This window comes from Lysinibacillus sp. RC79 (assembly GCF_041262405.1).
Lineage (GTDB): Bacteria > Bacillota > Bacilli > Bacillales_A > Planococcaceae > Lysinibacillus.
The window spans coordinates 1-18,202 of record NZ_JBGCCD010000032.1 but is presented as its reverse complement, the minus strand read 5'-3'; the positions used below and the strand labels follow the sequence as shown (position 1 = coordinate 18,202).

The following is an 18,202-nucleotide window of genomic DNA, read 5'->3' as shown; positions in this document are numbered from 1 at the left end:
TTGATACATAATAATATTTCGGAAAGGCTGTTTTCGTATAGATTGTTGCTCTCTTGAAATACTGAATATGGTTGAATATAATGCATTTTCAGGAGGCGTTCAATAATGTGGAGATATGTATATGAAGCAGTCGGAGAATTAGGAAAAGCAGATCAACTAGCCTTATTTAAGGCAATGAAACAAGATCTATATCCAAAAGAAGAAAATAAAATGGAAGAATTACTTCCTAAGATCAAGGAGTCTCGCTTTTCGTCTAGTTTAGGTTGTCTTCATTGTGGAAGTACTGCCGTAAAATGTAATGGTAAATATCGTTCTAGACAAAGATATTTATGTAAGGATTGTGGAAAAACATTTAATGATATGACAAATACGCCTTTTTCAGGTTCGCGTTATCCGGAAAAATGGATTGAATACATTAAAATGATTATAAACGGTGTTACATTACCGAAGATTTCAGACTCTTTAAAAATTCATATATCTACCGCTTTTTATTGGAGACATAAGATTTTAAACGCTTTAGGAAGTCACGGCTTCAACCAATTATCTGGCATCATTGAAAGTGATGAGACTTTCTTTCGTGAATCTTTAAAAGGTCGTAGATTTACACATCGTAAACCAAAAAAACGAGGAGAAAAGGATGAAAAACGAGGGATTTCAAATCAGAAAATTGCTGTAGTTGTAGCACAAGATCGAAATAACAATATTATTGCGAGGATGGCGGGTAGAGGTCGTGTAAAAGCAGAAGAAATTGATGGGGTTATCAGGGATTATATAGCCCATTCTTCTTTGTTATGCACGGATACCGCTACCAATTATAAAAAATTTGCAGCAGCAAAAAATCTTAAACACGAAACAGTTAATCTTAATCAAAATCAACGAGTAAAAAAAGGGATATTCCATATACAACACGTTAATAACTTCCATCGCCGTTTGAAAGGATGGATGGAACGATTTCAGGGCGTTGGTACGTATTATTTGGATAGTTACCTTTACTGGTATCGTTGGCTTGAGTTACATAAAAACTTGGCATTTGAAAATCGGGTAGAGCAAATGCTTATTTCAACTTGTCAAAAATCTAACTATTTCACAATTGAAGCAATAAGAAAAGGCAAAGAGCACCATTTATCAGATGCTTTTTAAGCGGATTCAGTGGTTTACTGTTATTCAATTAGCGAAGCAAAAAGAGGTTTTCGCTGAATTAATATGGTTAATTTGATAAAAGGTGGAATTTTTTATTGTTTCTCCTTATAATATACAATATATAAGCGTGTGTTTTTATACTACTAGATTTTTTGTAAGTAAAAGTGTGGGGTGGTTAATTGAATTTTATTACTTGGTCAATTATTGCAGCAGAAATTGGTTTTTGGATTGTTATAATACTCGGTCTAACTTTACGTTATGTATATAACTTTAAAAAAATGGGATCGTTCTTTTTACTTCTAACACCCGTGATTGATTTGTTTCTGTTAATCGTAACTGCTATAGATCTATTAAAGGGTGGAAATGCAACTACGTCTCACGCAATTGCTGCTATCTATTTAGGTGTGTCGATTGCTTTTGGAAAGAGTATCGTTCGTTGGGCTGATGAAAGGTTCTTATACTACATAAAAAAAGAGGGAACAAAACCTGAAAAAAAGACTGGTTTCGCATATGCTCGTAATTCTTTGAAAGGGTCTTTTCAGCATTTATTTGCATATATCATCGGAGCAGGATTTTTATTAATATTGATATACCTAGTAAATGATGCGGACCGTAGCTCTAAACTTTTTGAAACACTAAAAGTATGGTCTTTAGTACTGGGAATTGATTTTATCATATCTATTTCATATTTCATTTGGCCACGAGGAAAATAGTTATTTTACATAGAAGTAAGTAAAATATTTTAAAAATAATGAATGTTTTTTCTTCAACTAACCAGAGCTTTCGTTAGATTTTCGATTCACGAAATATCAAACCGAAAAGACAGATTTATCCTACACATTTTGTAGATTAAATCTGTCTTTTAGTTTTAACAGCAACAATCTTTGAGAAAACAGCCTTCGGAAAATATCATCTGCGGAATATACATAGTTTTCACAATTCTCTTTAAATGAAAAAAAGATTTTTGTACAATAAGAGAATTAAATCTGATTCTTAAAGGAGAACTATATGAAGCAGGCTCTAATTATTGTGGATATGCAGGAAGCATTCTTTTTGGATAGTGAAAACTACTTATTTGATTACGAAAAAGTATTAGAAAACATTAATATGTTAATAACTTGGGCACGACACAGCGAAGTTCCAATTATTTTTATCCAGCATACGGATTCAAATAAAGATGACGATTTTGCGTTTGGCAAGCCAGGTTGGGATCTATATCACGAGCTTCTACGACAACCAGAGGATAAAGTGATTCAAAAAACAACGTTGGATGCATTTTATCAAACGGAATTAGCGCAATACTTACAGGAACAACAAATTGAGCAGCTTATTTTTGCTGGTGCTCAAACAGAATTTTGCCTAGATACGACCATTCGAAATGCTTATAGCCATGGGTACCATCACAATATTTTAGTTGAAGGTGCACATACCACACTAGATAGTCACGTATTAAATGCGCAGCAAATTATTAAGCATCACGAGTCCGTTTGGCATAATCGATTCGTGAACATCCAGCCGCGTACTTTTTTTCAAAATAAGTAAAAAGGGGTTTCAATAATGCTCATAAACAGCCAACAATTCACTGTAAACGAACTTCATTATACAATTAGATCCGCTAATAACGAAGATGCCCAAGCATTATCTGATTTAAGGCTACAACTTGATGGAGAGACGGAAAACTTCGATAGAGAACAAGGGGAAGGTTTCATCGATGCGATAGGATTTGAAGAGATCATTAAGAAAGACACAGCAAATCCAAGGAATTTGTGTTTAGTAGCAGTGGTCAATAATCGCATTGTCGGATTTTCTAGATGTGAGGGATCGCCATTAAAAAGATGTGCTCATAAAGTAGAATTCGGTGTTGGTGTATTAAAGGAGTTTTGGCGCTATGGAATAGGAAAAAATTTCTTGAAAGCATCGATAGAGTGGGCTGACGCTAATGACATTAAAAAAATGGCCTTGACTGTTGTAGAGACAAATGACAAAGCGATTTTGCTCTATAAAAAGCTTGGCTTTGAAGTTGAAGGCGTCTTGAAAAATGATAAACTCCTTTCAGATGGCAACTATTATAATACGATTGTCATGGGAAGAATTAAGGGATAATTCTAAAATAAAAACAGCTAAGCAAATAGGTGCTTAGCTGTTTTTTTTTACAACAAAAACAACTTGCTTCTCAAATTGGCTACTAAAAAATGACCTGGACATACGATCCTTTACAAACGCGTAATGCATATTTGAATTTAACGAAATTACATGGAGTTTGTGAATTATTTTATGAAGATAAAGAACACTTAAAGTAGAAAATATTGTATGTTTTTAGCTAAAAATAACTTATCTATAAAAATGCCGTTATTTACAATCACTTCGCTGAATTTTCTGACTATAATTAAAGAGAACAAATTATAAGGGGTTGATAGAATGTCAGTAAAGGTTAATCCAAACGTTGAGCTAAGACACCCATTATCACCATTATCTGAAGTAGAAATTGAAAAAGCTGTTCAAATAGTCAAGGAACAGCAACAGTTATCTGAACATGTACGATTTATGTCGGTGATGTTACATGAACCTAAAAAATCAGAAGTACTAAATTACAAACCAGGTAATACTGTAGATCGCCAAGTATTTTTAGTGATTTTAGATGATAAAGAATTGAAAACATTTGAAGCAGTTGTAAATTTAACTTCAGAAAAAGTTGATTCCTACGAACATATTCCTGGCGTACAACCAAATGTAGCCTTAGAGGAATTTGAGCAATGTGAAGAATTAGTAAAGAGCCACCCTGATTTTGTAGCAGCTTTACAGAAACGTGGCATTGACAATCCTGATTTAATTATGGTGGATCCTTGGTCAGCAGGGAATTTTGGTGTTCAGGAACATGAAGGTAAACGTTTACTTCGTGCGATTTGTTGGCAAAAACAATCACTAGAAGATAACGGATATGCTTACCCTTTAACAGGTATTGTAACGTATGTAGACCTAAACAAAATGGAAGTTTACAAAGTAGAAGATCACGGGGTACGTCCAATCCCAACAACATCAGGTAATTACCATCCTGAAGTTGATGAATCAATTGTGTTTAGAAATGACTTAAAACCATTGGAAATCATTCAACCTGAAGGTCCAAGCTTTACAATTGAAGGTAATTTGATCAAATGGCAAAAGTGGAGTTTCCGCTATGGATTTACACCACGTGAGGGCCTTGTATTATACACAATTAATTACCATGACAAAGGCAAGGATCGTCCAGTTCTTTTTCGTGCAGCATTATCAGAAATGGTTGTCCCTTATGGTGAACCAACATTTTCGCATAACACACAAAATGCCTTTGATGCTGGTGAATATGGAATGGGTCAATTAGCCAATTCGTTAGAACTAGGTTGCGACTGCTTAGGCGAAATTCAATACTTTGATGGTGTTGTAGCTGATGTTAAAGGAAATGCGCGTACGATCAAAAATGCGATTTGCTTACACGAAGAAGATTACGGGATTGGTTGGAAACATACAGATTGGCGTACAGGCCATGTAGAAGTACGGCGCTCACGTCGACTAGTGATTTCATTCTTCTGTACAGTTGGAAATTATGATTACGGCTTCTATTGGAGTTTCTACCAAGACGGTACGATTGAAGCCGAAGTCAAACTAACAGGTATTTTAAGCACTGGTACATGTGAAGATGGCATCCAAACAAAATATGGATCTGAGATTTCTCCAGGATTAAACGCATCACATCATCAACACTTCTTTAATTTCCGACTTGATACGATGTTAGACGGTGAAAATAACTCAGTAGTTGAAACAGAAACAGTATCAGAAACATTGGGAGAACACAATCCGAATGGCAATGGTTTCTATCCTCTTTCACGTATCTTTAAAACGGAGAAGGAAGCGTTACGTAATTTAGATTTAAAAACTCAGCGTACTTGGAAAATTATCAATAAAAACTCACTTAATCGAGTGAATCAACCTGTTGGATATAAAATTTTGCCTGGCGAAAATTGCTTCCCATTTGCTCATGAAGATGCAAGCGTTATGAAACGTGCTGGTTTCCTTAAACACCATTTACACGTTACGCAATTTGATGAAAATGAAAAATATGCAACAGGTATGTATCCAAATCAACATGCTGGAGGAGATGGACTTCCAAAATACGTTGAGAAAAACCGTTCAATTGATGATGAAGATATCGTCGTTTGGTACACAATGGGCCATCATCATATCCCACGCCCTGAAGATTGGCCTGTAATGCCAACTGCATACATCAATTTCCAATTGAAACCAGTTGGATTCTTTGATCGAAACCCAGCAATAGACGTTCCTAGACCGGACAAGAAGTGTCACACAACTTCGTCTTGTCATATACAATAAAACTCTTAAAGGAGTGATTATATGCTACCATTCCTAAGCATGTTGGTGATTGTTACTTTTACGGTAATCACTAACCGTTTATTAAAACAGCGTTTTGCTAATCATGGCATGGCCAAGTGCTGTATAATGCTGATTTCTATGACAATGAGTACTGCTGTTGGGATGAATATGGCTACCTGGCTTCCCGATATGGTACTAGGTGCAATAGCATCTATTATTATTTCTATTGCATTAGGCTATTTACTGTCAACAGGCTTACCAATGTACCTATTCATGGAAAGTGTAGGATCTAGTTTTATGGGAGCGATGATGGGCGCGATGCTAACATTAATGACCACCCAATATTTAACGTTAAGCATTATCTTTTTTACAATGATGTTTATTGTAAGTGCTATCATTTCTATCGGTGTATGGAATCGTGAGATGTTTCCTATCTTTATAAAAGCCATCCCAAAGCATATTTACATTGTGGCTGGTTTAATGCTTTGTGTACTAGTATTAAGTAGTTTTGAGATTCAAAATGAGGTACCTGTAAAAGAAGAACAACAGCATCATAATCATCATTAAAGGGGTCGATAATTATGCTAAATGTTAAACCGAATATTGAAGAATCTGGCATTCAATTCAAAAAGAAATATGACAATTTTATTGGTGGTGAATGGGTAGCACCTGTAAATGGAGAGTATTTCGATAATATTACGCCTATCACGAAAGAAGTATTTACACGTGTAGCTCGTTCAACAAAAGAAGATGTAGAGCTAGCATTAGATGCCGCTCATGAAGCTCAAAAAACTTGGGGGAAAACACCTGTAGCAGAACGGGCACGTATCTTACTAGCCATTGCTGATCGTATGGAAGAAAACCTTGAAAAAATTGCAAGGGTAGAAACTTGGGATAATGGGAAAGCGATTCGTGAAACTATGTATGCTGATATTCCATTAGCAATTGATAATTTCCGCTATTTTGCAAGTGCCATTCGCGCACAACAAGGGCAAGTGACACCTTTTGATGAGGATACAGTAGCTTATCATTTCCAAGAACCTATTGGTGTAGTTGGCCAAATCATTCCATGGAACTTTCCTATTTTAATGGCAGCTTGGAAATTGGCGCCAGCACTTGCTGCAGGAAATAGTGTTGTATTAAAATTAGCAGAACAAACGCCGGTATCATTCTTATTCGTAGTTGAACTTATTCAAGACCTATTACCAAAAGGTGTATTAAACGTCATTAATGGTTTTGGTGTAGAGGCAGGGAAAGAGTTAGCTTCAAGTCCACGTATTGCCAAAGTGGCCTTTACGGGATCTACAGCTGTCGGCAAACTGATTATGAAATATGCATCTGAGAATCTAATTCCTGTTACACTAGAGTTAGGTGGCAAATCTCCTAATATCTTCTTTGAAGATGTCATGGATGCTGATGACGGATATCTAGATAAGGCGATTGAAGGATTAGTTATGTTTGCTTTAAATCAAGGTGAAGTTTGCACTTGTCCATCTAGAGCCTTGATCCATGAGTCTATTTATGATCGTTTCATGGAAAAAGCCATTGAACGAGTAAAGCAGATTAAAGTGGGTGATCCATTCGAACTTGAAACAATGATGGGTGCACAGGCTTCAGAAGAACAACATAAAAAAATTCTTTCTTATTTTGAAATTGCCAAACAAGATGGCGCAGAATGTTTAATCGGTGGCGCCGAAAATCACCTTGATAATTTAGATGGTTATTTTATTAAACCAACTATTTTTAAAGGCAATAACAAAATGCGTATTTTCCAAGAAGAAATTTTTGGTCCTGTATTGGCAGTGACTACGTTTAAAACCTTCGAGGAAGCGATTGAAATTGCAAATGATACTATGTATGGATTAGGGGCAGCTGTATGGTCACGTAATACAAACGTTACCTATAAAGCAAGTCGAGAGATCCAAGCAGGACGTGTTTGGATAAATACGTATCACCAATACCCTGCTGGTGCAGCATTTGGCGGCTACAAAAAGTCAGGCGTCGGTCGAGAAAATCATTTAAAAGCTTTAGAATCGTATCAATCAACTAAATGTGTTTTAGCTAGTTACAATGAACAGGCGCAAGGATTCTTTTAATTTTACTTAAGAGTGAAGTGAGGGGGCGGCTTATTGAGTAGCTATTATCCAATCCAACCTGAATTGGTCCAAAAAACGTATTCTTATAGAGAACTGACTCCAAACAGCAATTTAAACCAGGATATACTATTTTATTATGAGTTTGAACCAATAGGCATTAATAGTGATATTCATGTCATTCCGGATGCTTGCCAAGATTTAATGTTTTACTTGGGCAAAGATCAAAATGTTGTCTTAGGGAATACCCCGACTACACGTGAAATTTATTCATTTACCCCAAAAGGTAAATATTTTGGGGTTCGTCTAAATCCAAAACAAACGGTTATTCAATACAATTGCGCATTAAAACAAATTGTTCAACAACCGTTTGTTAATGTTGAATTAGGCTGCACACTAGACTCTAAATTTATACAAGCTGTTTTTGAAGCAGGAGATTTCGAACAAAGAGTGCAGATTTGTAATGAGTATTTTTGTTCTCAAAAAAAAGAAAAAAGCTTGGGTGATGAAATATTCGCTACTTGTTTTGATTCTATTATTGAAAATAATGGGCTGTTCTTACCAGATGTAATTCAGCATAAAACAGGTTATTCTGAGCGATATATCCGAGAACTTTTCTACAAAAAAACAGGTTTTGGACCAAAAAAACTAAGTAAATTCATACGTATTCAACTCTTACTTCAACATTTTTCTTTTGAAGAGACACCTGTAAACATTGACCAATATGGTTACTATGATCCTTCACATTATTACAAAGAATTTAAAAGCTTACTTGTAATAACACCTGCTGAATATATAAAAGAATTTTTAGGTTGGAAAAATATAAAACGAAAGTTTCTATCTTATTAGCCCCTCAAAGCTTTCACTCTTTCTTATAAAAAACATACTAATGTTAGTATGTTTTTTATTTATTCATGAACAGTATACTTTCTTCCAGAAAAAAACATATCAGCTTATTCTTTTGCAAGGAGAGCTATGGGAAGGTATGAAGGTTTTATTACGGGAATCGGGGTACTTCTACAATATATAATCGCATGACCAGTAGTAGCGATTGGTATAGTAGGATATGTAAATTTCTTATTCCCCGAAATTCCAGCATTTGTTCCAGCAGCAATAATTTTTGATATTTTTATGAGAGTGCATATTATCGGTATTAAAGAGTAAGTAACCATAGAAATGGTTCTATGTTCTGTGGCTGTTGGATTATTAGCTCCAAAACAACCCCCATTTTTGGCGATGAACAAAACAAATGACATTACATAATATAAAAATAAGAAATATTTATCTTCATTCAGTCAAACACCTACTGAATGAAGATAAAGCCTCCGGCGGATGTCATGGATTTTGAAAGGAATAAATTGTGCTGGCACAATTCAAAATCCGGACTCAATTACGCCAAGGCGAAATTGATAAAAAAGGAGGATGTATTATTTCTATAGTTAGAACTGGTACCCTTCCTAGCGGAGAAATACAAGACGGCTTGGAAGATGTTGATGTTGTTTGGGACATTGATCGTTGGGAGAATGACGGCGGTAGAAGTCTTGGAACGAGTTCGAGGACGTGAAAAGGCTGCCTATATTAAATGGAGAGGGAGACAAACTTGTCTCCCTTTAAATATTTATAAGGACAAGTTTCGAATGAAAATATTTCTATTGCCTTCCACAATCGTCTGTGTAGGGCTTTTTTCAGCTTGATTAAACCCTTTCTACTTTTTCATTTGGCTCAACTATAGTTTTGTAAAATTAATAAACTTGTAAGGAATGAGTAAGAAAAAAGAGACAATCTATTCGTACAATTAAAGTACGAAATGAAAGGGAATGATTTAAATGATACTAATTAGAGGAACCGATCTAATGGCTAAAAATTTTACTGAAGAAGATATTCCAGTACTTAAACAAAAGTTACGTGAAAGTTGTGCTCAGAGTTGGAAAACGAAAGGATACAAATTAACTAGCATCGATACACTTACTAATGAGGTTGGCATATCAACTGAATTTTTTTACAGGCTATATAAAACAAAAGAAGAGCTCTTTCTAGAAGTACTGTCAATGATTCAAAATCAATTGAAAGAACAATGGCACTCTATGATAAAGACTAACTCAAGTATTGAAGGGTTTAAAAAAGCTATGAACTGGCTTTTTGAAGAGTATGTAAAGCATCCTACATTATATAATTTCAACAATCCAGATTATCATTTGTTTTTAAAAAAGCTACCCAAAGAAAAAATTGAAAGTCTAAGAGAAAGTGATAAGAATTTTTTTGATGAAGTATTAGAGCGTTCAAATCTAGATGTGAAAATTTCAAAAGAAAAAGCATATGGGATCTTTAGTACACTTTTAAATATCGCAGCGCTGAAAAAAGATTTAGTTTATAACAAATGCGAAGTATTCAATTTTCTACTGGATAGTTCAATATATAAAATTTTTGGAAATTCGTTTTCTTTAGCAAACAAAAATCCTAATAATGACCATTGTGTAAACTAATAGAAACAAACATTAAGATTGGGGGAATTTGCTTTGAGAAATTTAATATTAGATATCTTGCAACAAAATAGTTCTATAGGAATATTAACCTACATATCAATTGGGCTTGCACTTGTGGTGTTTATTATTGGATTGCTTTGTATTTTAAAAAAGAAAAAATATGGCATATATGTATTGGCTTCCAGTTTCTTGCTATTAGTAAATCCAGCTATTGATTTTTTATTCAATTAATTCTAACGGAGGTAAACTAAAATGATTAAACAATTAGATACTGCTTTGAGTAAGGTAAATAAGATGGTAGGGGTAAATGTGAAAACGCCAAAAGTAACAAAATCAAAACTGAAATATAGTAGGTATTTTACAACTGTCGTAGGAGTAGGAGGATTAACATTAGGAATTATTGGTCCATCGAAATCGTTGTTAGTTCTCGGGACAATAGGTATTTTGAGTTCTATTGCAACAACAAATGAAATAAGAAAAATTTAGAATGCTGAACTGTGCTAGGTCAAGGGGAATAATAAACATGTATGAAGCGGCTTGAGCCCGGAATTTTAAAGGCTCAGGTCGTTTAATCGTTTCTGCTAGCATATTAATGGATATAGTATCAATCGCATAAAATGATTTCTTGCCGTTTGTTTGAGAATAAATATTTAATTATATGAATAGGAAATTGAAACTTTTTCCATTGATAAACGTATTAAATAAGAGAAAAAGTGGGAGGTGAAATTTTGGAAGATAAAATACAAGAAAAACAAAAGAATGAGTTAGTCGAATGGATAAAGGCGATTGTATTCGCTTTATTGGTGGCGTTTGTCATCAAACAGTTTTTATTTACGCCAGTACTCGTACAAGGTGCTTCTATGATGCCGACACTGGAAGACAAAGACCGTGTTATTATTAACAGAATCGGTCCGAAATTTAAGTCTATTGATCGATTTGACGTTGTTGTTGTTGAAAATGTTCTTCTTAACAAAAAGGAAGAAAATATTATTAAACGTGTCGTTGGTCTACCAGGAGATAAAATCGAGTATAAGGATGATCAATTATACATAAACGGAGAGAAGTTCAGTGAACCTTATTTAGACCAATACAAGAAGGAATTAAAAGATACTGGATCACTCACTTATGATTTTACGCTAGACCAAAATTTAGGTAAAACTACCGTGCCTGAAGGGCAATACTTTGTCTTAGGTGATAATCGTCGCGTAAGTAATGATAGCAGAAATCCTGAGGTAGGGTTTATTCCGAAAGAAAGAATAATGGGTACAACAAGTATCATCTGTTGGCCGATCGAGCATATTGACTTCAGTTTTAACTGATGTTTCGAAAGCTTATAAACTTGATAAAGGTAATAAACATGACCACTCCATTATGAGTGGTTTTTTTGTTGTCAGTTGTTCAATCAACAACAGTGGAAAACAGACGATCAAAGGGTATCATATTAGTAATGAATAATATAATTTACCTTATGCAATATATACATTGCAAAAAGACAAATATTCTGTATAATTAAAATTGTAAAATAAAGGAGGGGTTTCGATGTTTTGGAAAAGTAAACACGTCGATGAACGAGTTAAAAATCAGCAAAATAAAATTTACAAAGAGATGTATTACTTTATCATTTTTACATGTTTAATATCGATCGTAATAAAATTCATTACAATGGGAGTGTCCTACCAAAATGTGTTAACAGAAGAGTGGATTTTAATAATCTCAAGTACTTATTATTATTTCAGAGCAGCCAATCTCGGCATATTTACAGATGAAGTAGAAATTCACGATAGGACAAGTAAATTTAAATTAACTACTAAATATATTATTATCGGTGTAGCTATTGGCATGGTTATTGCAATTTTAATGGGGGTTAACAGTGCATTCAATAATGCAGAAAGCACTCCGCAAGCAATATATTTTTTCTTTATGGTATTTTTTGTATCACTGTTCATGTATGCACTATTTATTTCCGGACTTTTAATCGTATTTTATGTGCTTGCTAAAAAGAAAAGTGATCGAGTTATTCAAAGAATGTTAGAAGATGAAGATAGTGGTGATACATGTGAAAAACATACGCTTAAAAATGGCTCGAATTGAACACGATTTATCACAGGGTGAATTGGCTGAAAAAGTGGGGGTCACAAGGCAAACAATTGGTTTAATTGAATTAGGGAAATATAACCCGACTTTGAATTTATGTATTGCTATATGTAAAACGTTAAATAAAACCTTAGATGATTTGTTCTGGGAGGAGTAAAACTGTGGTCAACCTCTAGGATATAAATCTGGGTAATTTATTTATGATTCAGTGGTATCCGAGATTGCTCAAAATAGCATTCCAAATAACTCAGGTAACAACAAGTGACTAAAGGGCAGGGAATGTTTAGAAAGTGTCACTTCATTGAAAAGAAAAGGCATAGCATATTTAACTTTAAATATGCTATGCCATTTATATTTATCTATCCTATATTAATTCAAATCTATATTTCCTGACTTCGTTACAATTTGCATCTTATGATCACCATTACCTGAAATACCCTGAAATCCCTTTTTTGTCTTGGGATTGCCGTATAGAGTTAAGCCAATTGAAGGTCTACCACTGTTTGTATGGATATCTAAAGCTAAATTAGGCTGTTCTTCATCAAAATTCACTGATACTTTACCACTTGAGGTTGTTATCTTTACATCATTATTCAATTTAATAAAATGAAGTTTAACATGACCACTGCTTGAGCGTATTTCGATGTCATTTTGAATTAATTCCTTTCCGGTAACATTACCAGAAGATCCATCAAGAATTATTTTCCCTTTGAATTGCTTAGGTACTTTAACTTCTAAAGTCGGTTTTTTACTAAGGTTAAATAATCTTGTAATATCAGTATCCAATTTAATCGTTATCTGTTTTGAAGATTTTTCTACTATTGCACCCGGTCCGTCATCATTAACCGTTAAATTTGCTTCTATTTCATTTGTTTCACTTGGAGAAAACACAACTTCTGTACTTGCAAAATTTATCATAATCTCTTCAATATCTTCTATGGATTCTTTATTTACGACGACTTCTTCCTCCCTTGTCGAACAGCCTGCAAGCATAATTAGTAATAAAAATAAACTAATGGTTGTTTGTTTAATCATTTTCCGCCCTCCTTAAACTTGATTATATTAAATGACGTAAAGTCAGTTTCAAATTTTATCCAACAGGATGTTTAAATTACTTGAAAGTGACCTTGCGTCATCTTTTATACTGTTATTAGAGCTTTTACTTTAAACTAACTTAAAAGGAGAATCCTGTTATGAAGAAAGACGATATTATTATTTATGCTTGCGTTATTATTGGAGCAGGAGTCGGTTTATTGATTGATAATGCTTTTCCGGGGGTACTAATCGGCTTAGGAATTGGTTACCTGTTAAAAACTATGTTTTTTAATAAAACAAATGAATAAGAAAGTAGGGGTATTAACTTGTTTCATATTAACGAATTTAAAAAACTGAGCGGTGTATCAGTTAGAACCTTTAGATATTATGACAAAATTGGACTACTGAAACCTGTATCAAAAACTGAAGGAGGTCATCGATTATACTCATACACTGAGTTAAAGAAACTTCAGCAAATACAATTCTTAAAAACTATAGGATTTCAATTAAGTGAGATCAAAATGATGTTAGAGTCCGAGGAATGGGATTGGTCGAATAGTCTAATGAAACAACTATCTTATGTTATTAGTGAACAGGACCGTCTTTCAAAGATAGAAATTAGTTTAAGGGAACTAATAAACGGTATAGCGATTGATGGAGAAGAATTTAGGATTAAAAAAATTATGGATTTATATAATAATCAGGATTCTAAAGAAGGATTAAAAAATAATCGGGATACATTAAATTTAAAAAACACGGAAGCACTAGAAAAACTTCCAAAAATGGGTAGTAGCGATCCAGACTCTTTAGAGTGGATTGCTTTAGTAGGGCAATTAAAAAAGCATATGCACCTTGGTTATAGTCATACACGAATACAAAATATCATTAAAAGAATGGATGTAAAAAAAGGTGAAGACTTTAATGACGAAGATGCTTTTTTAGATAAACTTTGGGACATTAGAATGTCACCTGAGGAATCCGAAAAATATAATTTATATCCAATGGATCAGGAAATCCTTAACTTTATGGAAAAGGCATATATGTATTATCTCGGACATAAATCATAGTTGTTTGAAATGCGGAGGGGAAAGATGGGAACAGATATATTAATTTATTTGGGTGGCTTAGCTCTTTTAGATACATTAAGCCCTACGATTATTGGTGTTACTTTATTTCTCGTTTTAACAGACAATAGAAATTTAACATCAAGATTATTCGCATATTTACTTACGGTTGGGCTACTCTATTTTTCATTAGGTATCGTCATGATGTTAGGCCTAAATTTTATGATGGAAGCATTCTCTAACATTTTTCAAAATAAAATATTTAGCTGGGTCATCTTTATAGTAGGGGTGATATTATTTACTGCTAGCTTTTTTATCCCTGCAAATAAAAAAAGTAATATTCCAAAGCCTAAAACTCAAAGCATATTCTCCATTATTATTATTGGTGTTACGACTTTTATCATTGAGGCAGGCACAGCTTTACCGTATTTTGCCGCTATTGGCTTATTAACGACAATAGATATACCTTTTTATCAGTGGCTTCCAATTATAGCAGTATACAATATTATAATGGTTCTACCAGCTCTGCTTATATTTTTAGGATATAAATTGTTTGGAAAGTGGATAAACCCTACCTTAGTTAATCTTCGGAATAAAATATCAAGCAGTTCAAGTTCTGCCTTATCCTGGATTATGTGTATCGTTGGGGTAATATTAATATTTTACACTATAGATTATCTCTAATAAATCGTTGTGAATGAAACAGGTATTAACACCGTTAATCATTTTGTTGATTTTAAAATGGTAGGGAGGTATTCGTCATGAGTTATAAATGGTTAGAATGGGCGAAGAAGATCCAATCAATATCCCAAGCAGGATTAACTTTTTCAAAAGATGTTTACGATATTGAACGTTATGAAGAATTAAGAAATTTAAGTGCCCAGATCATGAGAGAATACACTGGGTTAGAAATGAAAACAATCAAGGATTTATTTACGAATGAAACGGGATATCAAACACCTAAAGTAGATGTTCGAGGAGTAGTATTTCATACCAATAAAATACTAATGGTAAGAGAAAAAAATGATGATAGATGGTCTTTGCCCGGTGGTTTCTGTGATATAGGTTTATCGCCTAGTGAAAACATTGTCAAAGAAATTAAAGAAGAAGCAGGATACGATGTAGTTCCAACGAAATTACTTGCTTTATTGGATATGAATAAGCACCCTCATCCTCCTCAACCATATCACTATTATAAATTATTTGTTCAATGTGAGATTATTGGCGGGCAAGCAAGAACTGGTTTGGAAACAAAAGGAGTAAAATTTTATCATGAAGATCATTTACCTATGCTTTCTTTAGGGAGAAATACAAATACTCAAATCAAAATGCTTTTTGAATTTTTAAGGGACCCTACTATAGATACAATATTTGATTAATAGTTATGAAGAATGGAAGCTGGCTAAGAATCGAGCGCTGTTCCTATGGAATGATAAAAGTCTAATTTCTTTATTGTTAAGAAATTGGACTTTTATATTTAGTACAAAATATCGATAAAAAAGGTGTTACTCAATAAACTTAATCATTTAATCCTTTTCCATCGAGAATTTGCTGCGTGCATTTTTCAATTCTTGACACTCGCGTTTTAGATTGTTTAGGTTGAGAAAAATGAAGAATATATGCTCTTTGTCGCCCTGGTGTCAATTCTTCAAAAGCAGTTTTCAAGGTAGGCATCTCATTGAATTTATTGTGAAGTTCTACAGGAATTATGTATTCCTTATGCTCTTTCATTGGCACTTCTAAACCTGCTTTTTCAATTTCAATGGCTTCATAAATATAGTCTTTTATGATAGTTTCCATACCGACTATTTCTTGAACGCTGGTGAAACGAATTTGGCGGGCCGCCTGTACATTTTCAGTCTGTTGAATCAGAATCCCATGTACATCCTTTAACAAGGCACCTTTGTGAAACAGAAGCGCACAATAATCTTTAAATCCATGTATTAACACGATGTTCTTGTTCTCAAGCGTGTAACAAGGATGCATCCATTTAAATTCTTCAGTCAGATCACAGTCAAGAACGATATTTCTCAACGCCGAATATTCTTCCTGCCACTTTTTAGCCTTACTTAAAAATTCATCAACCTTCGGATTCATTTTACTATTTGTCACAAGGAACACCCCTCTACAATTTTTTAATCAGCTAATATCAATTTCTCTAATCGTTTTATAATAAAACATTAATTATTGTTATGTCTAGCTGAAAATGGGGAACTAATATCGCTTATCTACAAAGGATAGTGACGAATTTTAACTTTGTTAGTAGAACGATGAATTGTGGAGGATAATAATTACAATATGGTATAGAGAAACTGATAATTGAAAATACATTGAGATTTTTTCATCATTATATGATTGTTGGAAGAATATCAGATTATTGGTATATAATACTAGGGAATTATGTTTTCTAAAATAAAGTTAAGCAGGGAGAGAAAAATGAAAAAATTATTTATTGTGTTACTAGCAGCGTTTGCATTTGCAGTAGTAAATCCAACAAAATCAGAAGCAAAAGTGATGTATGATGGAGCGGAAGTTGTAAAAGGGCAAACAGGAAAAATGACCTTTAAAAAAGACATCAAGGTATACAAGAAAAATTCAGATGGTACGTTTGAATCTTTAGTGGTTAAGCGAAATAACTTTTTTAAAACGTATGATATTGAAAAATATGATAATAAAATATTCTATCAAATGGGGCAATATCGCGTACAAGCAACGGATTTGGTAGTTTTCAAAGAAGTACCAATAAAAATTCGTTCATCTTTCTATAACGATCCAATTTACATTAATATTAATCGTGATAATGGTATGGGTTCGTATGGATATTATTTTTTTAGAAATCAACTCACTTTCATAGATAATGGGCAAGTTGACCATTGTTTTAGTGATGGAGATGAGGGAACAGATTGTGACAGGTATCTTAGTACAGATTTTAAAATAACTGAGAGGATAGAAAGAGAATACGGAACGCGTTACGAGATAACGAAAAATGCAGAAGGGAAAGGCGTTCCATTAAAAGAATCTAAAACTGAAAAAATCATGGAAAAGGGAAGCATTGTTTTTGCAAAAGGTCTTGAAATTAATGGGTATCTATATGTAGGCTTAGAAGGAAATGACGCTCCAAATATTTGGCTTCCGGTGAATGTATTAAAGCCAGTTGGAAATAAGTGATAGATTAGGAATTAATTTAGCTCTCTTAACTATTTGTTAAGGGGGCTATTTTTTATGGTTTGTTGACATGCGGATAGGATGTTTGTTGATGTCTTGGAGCGGTTTTTTTCGAGAGAGCATAAGACGTGGAATCTAATAAGGATTAACTTATTGAAATGCTCATTGATCCAATACTTGCTATATTGACGATATTGGAAGGGGTTGTATCGTTAACTTGCATTCCTGCCACTTTACGTTTGGTAATATAATTGCATGCTTAGAAACGTTAGCCTATTTTCTTTTGGTTTTTTACTAAATATGGATATAATGTATTCCTCCATATTAGTCACTACAAAAGGTGTGGCTTTTTATTATGCATCAAAATCATATTACACAGTTAACCATTTCCAGTCTATGATTAGTCTAGAAGGTGGTGGTAGAAGGTGGGTAGTAATTTAGAACATATTAATATAAATTTTTGTGAACAAAACGGAGATTTAATTATGACGTATGACATCAACGACTCTCTATCAGCTTTGATTCCGAACATTGGTGATGTAGTTAATATTGATGGAAATTACAGGGCAGTGAGTGAAAGAGCTTTTACTTACAGTCCAAAAAGTATTATAGTTACAATCTATTTAGAAGAATTATAATCAGGATTTTCAAAGTCACACTTATTATGAGAAGGGCACTGAAAAAGTCCATATCTTCTCACATTGCGAGGTATTCAACGATTAAATCGTTGAATACCTCGCTTTTTTCATTTGGCACTGTGACT

The 18,202-nt window shown here is 33.7% G+C and carries 22 protein-coding genes; 20 read left to right on the top strand and 2 right to left on the bottom strand.

What is annotated here, in order from left to right; genetic code table 11:
* Positions 1-105: 105 nt before the first annotated feature.
* From ABH968_RS22210 to ABH968_RS22145, 14 genes are all read left to right on the top strand, one after another.
* Complete coding sequence (locus ABH968_RS22210) at positions 106-1,140, top strand: IS1595 family transposase (protein ID WP_370047527.1); 1,035 nt, start codon at positions 106-108, stop codon at positions 1,138-1,140.
* 179 nt (positions 1,141-1,319) lie between these two features.
* Complete coding sequence (locus ABH968_RS22205; protein WP_132358150.1) at positions 1,320-1,853, top strand: hypothetical protein; 534 nt, start codon at positions 1,320-1,322, stop codon at positions 1,851-1,853.
* Positions 1,854-2,148: 295 nt separating this feature from the next.
* Positions 2,149-2,682 carry a cysteine hydrolase family protein gene (locus ABH968_RS22200; protein WP_370047525.1) on the top strand — a complete coding sequence of 178 codons (534 nt, stop codon included), beginning with the start codon at positions 2,149-2,151 and terminating at the stop codon, positions 2,680-2,682.
* Positions 2,683-2,697: 15 nt separating this feature from the next.
* Complete coding sequence (locus ABH968_RS22195) at positions 2,698-3,243, top strand: GNAT family N-acetyltransferase (RefSeq protein ID WP_370047523.1); 546 nt, start codon at positions 2,698-2,700, stop codon at positions 3,241-3,243.
* Between the two features lie 315 nt (positions 3,244-3,558).
* Complete coding sequence (locus tag ABH968_RS22190) at positions 3,559-5,505, top strand: primary-amine oxidase (protein WP_370047521.1); 1,947 nt, start codon at positions 3,559-3,561, stop codon at positions 5,503-5,505.
* Positions 5,506-5,526: 21 nt separating this feature from the next.
* Positions 5,527-6,072 carry a hypothetical protein gene (locus tag ABH968_RS22185; protein ID WP_370047519.1) on the top strand — a complete coding sequence of 182 codons (546 nt, stop codon included), beginning with the start codon at positions 5,527-5,529 and terminating at the stop codon, positions 6,070-6,072.
* 14 nt (positions 6,073-6,086) lie between these two features.
* A complete protein-coding gene (locus ABH968_RS22180; RefSeq protein ID WP_370047517.1) occupies positions 6,087-7,601 on the top strand; it encodes an aldehyde dehydrogenase family protein in 1,515 nt (504 codons plus the stop codon).
* Positions 7,602-7,634: 33 nt separating this feature from the next.
* On the top strand, positions 7,635-8,447 hold the full coding sequence (locus ABH968_RS22175) for a DUF6597 domain-containing transcriptional factor (protein ID WP_370047515.1): 813 nt from the start codon (positions 7,635-7,637) through the stop codon (positions 8,445-8,447).
* 1,004 nt (positions 8,448-9,451) lie between these two features.
* Positions 9,452-10,081, top strand: coding sequence for a TetR/AcrR family transcriptional regulator (locus ABH968_RS22170; protein WP_370047513.1), 630 nt, complete (start codon positions 9,452-9,454; stop codon positions 10,079-10,081).
* A 33-nt stretch (positions 10,082-10,114) separates the two neighbouring features.
* Entirely contained in the window at positions 10,115-10,312 is a 198-nt protein-coding gene (locus ABH968_RS22165; protein ID WP_370047511.1) for a hypothetical protein, read from the top strand.
* 21 nt (positions 10,313-10,333) lie between these two features.
* The gene (locus ABH968_RS22160) at positions 10,334-10,567 is read left to right on the top strand and encodes a hypothetical protein (protein ID WP_370047510.1); all 234 of its coding nucleotides are present in this window, start codon (positions 10,334-10,336) and stop codon (positions 10,565-10,567) included.
* Between the two features lie 242 nt (positions 10,568-10,809).
* Complete coding sequence (gene lepB, locus ABH968_RS22155) at positions 10,810-11,400, top strand: signal peptidase I (protein WP_370047509.1); 591 nt, start codon at positions 10,810-10,812, stop codon at positions 11,398-11,400.
* Positions 11,401-11,620: 220 nt separating this feature from the next.
* Positions 11,621-12,172 (top strand): DUF6773 family protein, encoded by a 552-nt coding sequence (locus tag ABH968_RS22150; RefSeq protein WP_370047508.1) that lies wholly within the window; start codon positions 11,621-11,623, stop codon positions 12,170-12,172.
* Entirely contained in the window at positions 12,138-12,332 is a 195-nt protein-coding gene (locus ABH968_RS22145) for a helix-turn-helix transcriptional regulator (RefSeq protein ID WP_370047506.1), read from the top strand. The genes ABH968_RS22150 and ABH968_RS22145 overlap by 35 nt, the downstream gene beginning before the upstream one ends.
* Before the next feature lie 212 nt (positions 12,333-12,544).
* On the opposite strand, the gene ABH968_RS22140 is transcribed toward ABH968_RS22145, so the two are convergent.
* Positions 12,545-13,210, bottom strand: a complete 666-nt coding sequence (locus tag ABH968_RS22140; RefSeq protein WP_370047504.1) for a DUF4097 family beta strand repeat-containing protein — start codon at positions 13,208-13,210, stop codon at positions 12,545-12,547.
* Positions 13,211-13,368: 158 nt separating this feature from the next.
* On the opposite strand from ABH968_RS22140, the gene ABH968_RS22135 reads away from it, so the two are divergent.
* The 4 genes from ABH968_RS22135 to ABH968_RS22120 all read left to right on the top strand — a co-directional run bounded on the left by ABH968_RS22135 (position 13,369) and on the right by ABH968_RS22120 (position 15,653).
* Positions 13,369-13,518 carry a hypothetical protein gene (locus ABH968_RS22135; RefSeq protein ID WP_370047503.1) on the top strand — a complete coding sequence of 50 codons (150 nt, stop codon included), beginning with the start codon at positions 13,369-13,371 and terminating at the stop codon, positions 13,516-13,518.
* Between the two features lie 18 nt (positions 13,519-13,536).
* Complete coding sequence (locus ABH968_RS22130; protein WP_370047501.1) at positions 13,537-14,277, top strand: MerR family transcriptional regulator; 741 nt, start codon at positions 13,537-13,539, stop codon at positions 14,275-14,277.
* Positions 14,278-14,301: 24 nt separating this feature from the next.
* Positions 14,302-14,958: a GAP family protein gene (locus ABH968_RS22125; protein ID WP_370047499.1), complete on the top strand. Its 657-nt coding sequence runs from the start codon at positions 14,302-14,304 to the stop codon at positions 14,956-14,958.
* Positions 14,959-15,035: 77 nt separating this feature from the next.
* Positions 15,036-15,653 carry an NUDIX hydrolase gene (locus tag ABH968_RS22120; protein WP_370047498.1) on the top strand — a complete coding sequence of 206 codons (618 nt, stop codon included), beginning with the start codon at positions 15,036-15,038 and terminating at the stop codon, positions 15,651-15,653.
* Between the two features lie 139 nt (positions 15,654-15,792).
* Here ABH968_RS22120 and ABH968_RS22115 read toward each other — a convergent pair whose 3' ends face one another.
* Positions 15,793-16,386, bottom strand: coding sequence for a YdeI/OmpD-associated family protein (locus ABH968_RS22115; RefSeq protein ID WP_370047496.1), 594 nt, complete (start codon positions 16,384-16,386; stop codon positions 15,793-15,795).
* 324 nt (positions 16,387-16,710) lie between these two features.
* On the opposite strand from ABH968_RS22115, the gene ABH968_RS22110 reads away from it, so the two are divergent.
* Both ABH968_RS22110 and ABH968_RS22105 read left to right on the top strand, forming a co-directional pair.
* Positions 16,711-17,442: a hypothetical protein gene (locus tag ABH968_RS22110; RefSeq protein ID WP_370047494.1), complete on the top strand. Its 732-nt coding sequence runs from the start codon at positions 16,711-16,713 to the stop codon at positions 17,440-17,442.
* A gap of 422 nt (positions 17,443-17,864) precedes the next feature.
* Positions 17,865-18,077: a hypothetical protein gene (locus ABH968_RS22105; RefSeq protein WP_370047493.1), complete on the top strand. Its 213-nt coding sequence runs from the start codon at positions 17,865-17,867 to the stop codon at positions 18,075-18,077.
* Positions 18,078-18,202: the final 125 nt, after the last annotated feature.

Coding starts and splice junctions, on each gene's coding strand:
- ABH968_RS22210 (WP_370047527.1), top strand. CDS start 106: ATGTGGAGATATGTATATGAAGCAGTCGGAGAATTAGGAAAAGCAGAT.
- ABH968_RS22200 (WP_370047525.1), top strand. CDS start 2,149: ATGAAGCAGGCTCTAATTATTGTGGATATGCAGGAAGCATTCTTTTTG.
- ABH968_RS22195 (WP_370047523.1), top strand. CDS start 2,698: ATGCTCATAAACAGCCAACAATTCACTGTAAACGAACTTCATTATACA.
- ABH968_RS22190 (WP_370047521.1), top strand. CDS start 3,559: ATGTCAGTAAAGGTTAATCCAAACGTTGAGCTAAGACACCCATTATCA.
- ABH968_RS22185 (WP_370047519.1), top strand. CDS start 5,527: ATGCTACCATTCCTAAGCATGTTGGTGATTGTTACTTTTACGGTAATC.
- ABH968_RS22180 (WP_370047517.1), top strand. CDS start 6,087: ATGCTAAATGTTAAACCGAATATTGAAGAATCTGGCATTCAATTCAAA.
- ABH968_RS22170 (WP_370047513.1), top strand. CDS start 9,452: ATGGCTAAAAATTTTACTGAAGAAGATATTCCAGTACTTAAACAAAAG.
- ABH968_RS22160 (WP_370047510.1), top strand. CDS start 10,334: ATGATTAAACAATTAGATACTGCTTTGAGTAAGGTAAATAAGATGGTA.
- ABH968_RS22150 (WP_370047508.1), top strand. CDS start 11,621: ATGTTTTGGAAAAGTAAACACGTCGATGAACGAGTTAAAAATCAGCAA.
- ABH968_RS22140 (WP_370047504.1), bottom strand. CDS start 13,210: ATGATTAAACAAACAACCATTAGTTTATTTTTATTACTAATTATGCTT.
- ABH968_RS22135 (WP_370047503.1), top strand. CDS start 13,369: ATGAAGAAAGACGATATTATTATTTATGCTTGCGTTATTATTGGAGCA.
- ABH968_RS22125 (WP_370047499.1), top strand. CDS start 14,302: ATGGGAACAGATATATTAATTTATTTGGGTGGCTTAGCTCTTTTAGAT.
- ABH968_RS22120 (WP_370047498.1), top strand. CDS start 15,036: ATGAGTTATAAATGGTTAGAATGGGCGAAGAAGATCCAATCAATATCC.
- ABH968_RS22110 (WP_370047494.1), top strand. CDS start 16,711: ATGAAAAAATTATTTATTGTGTTACTAGCAGCGTTTGCATTTGCAGTA.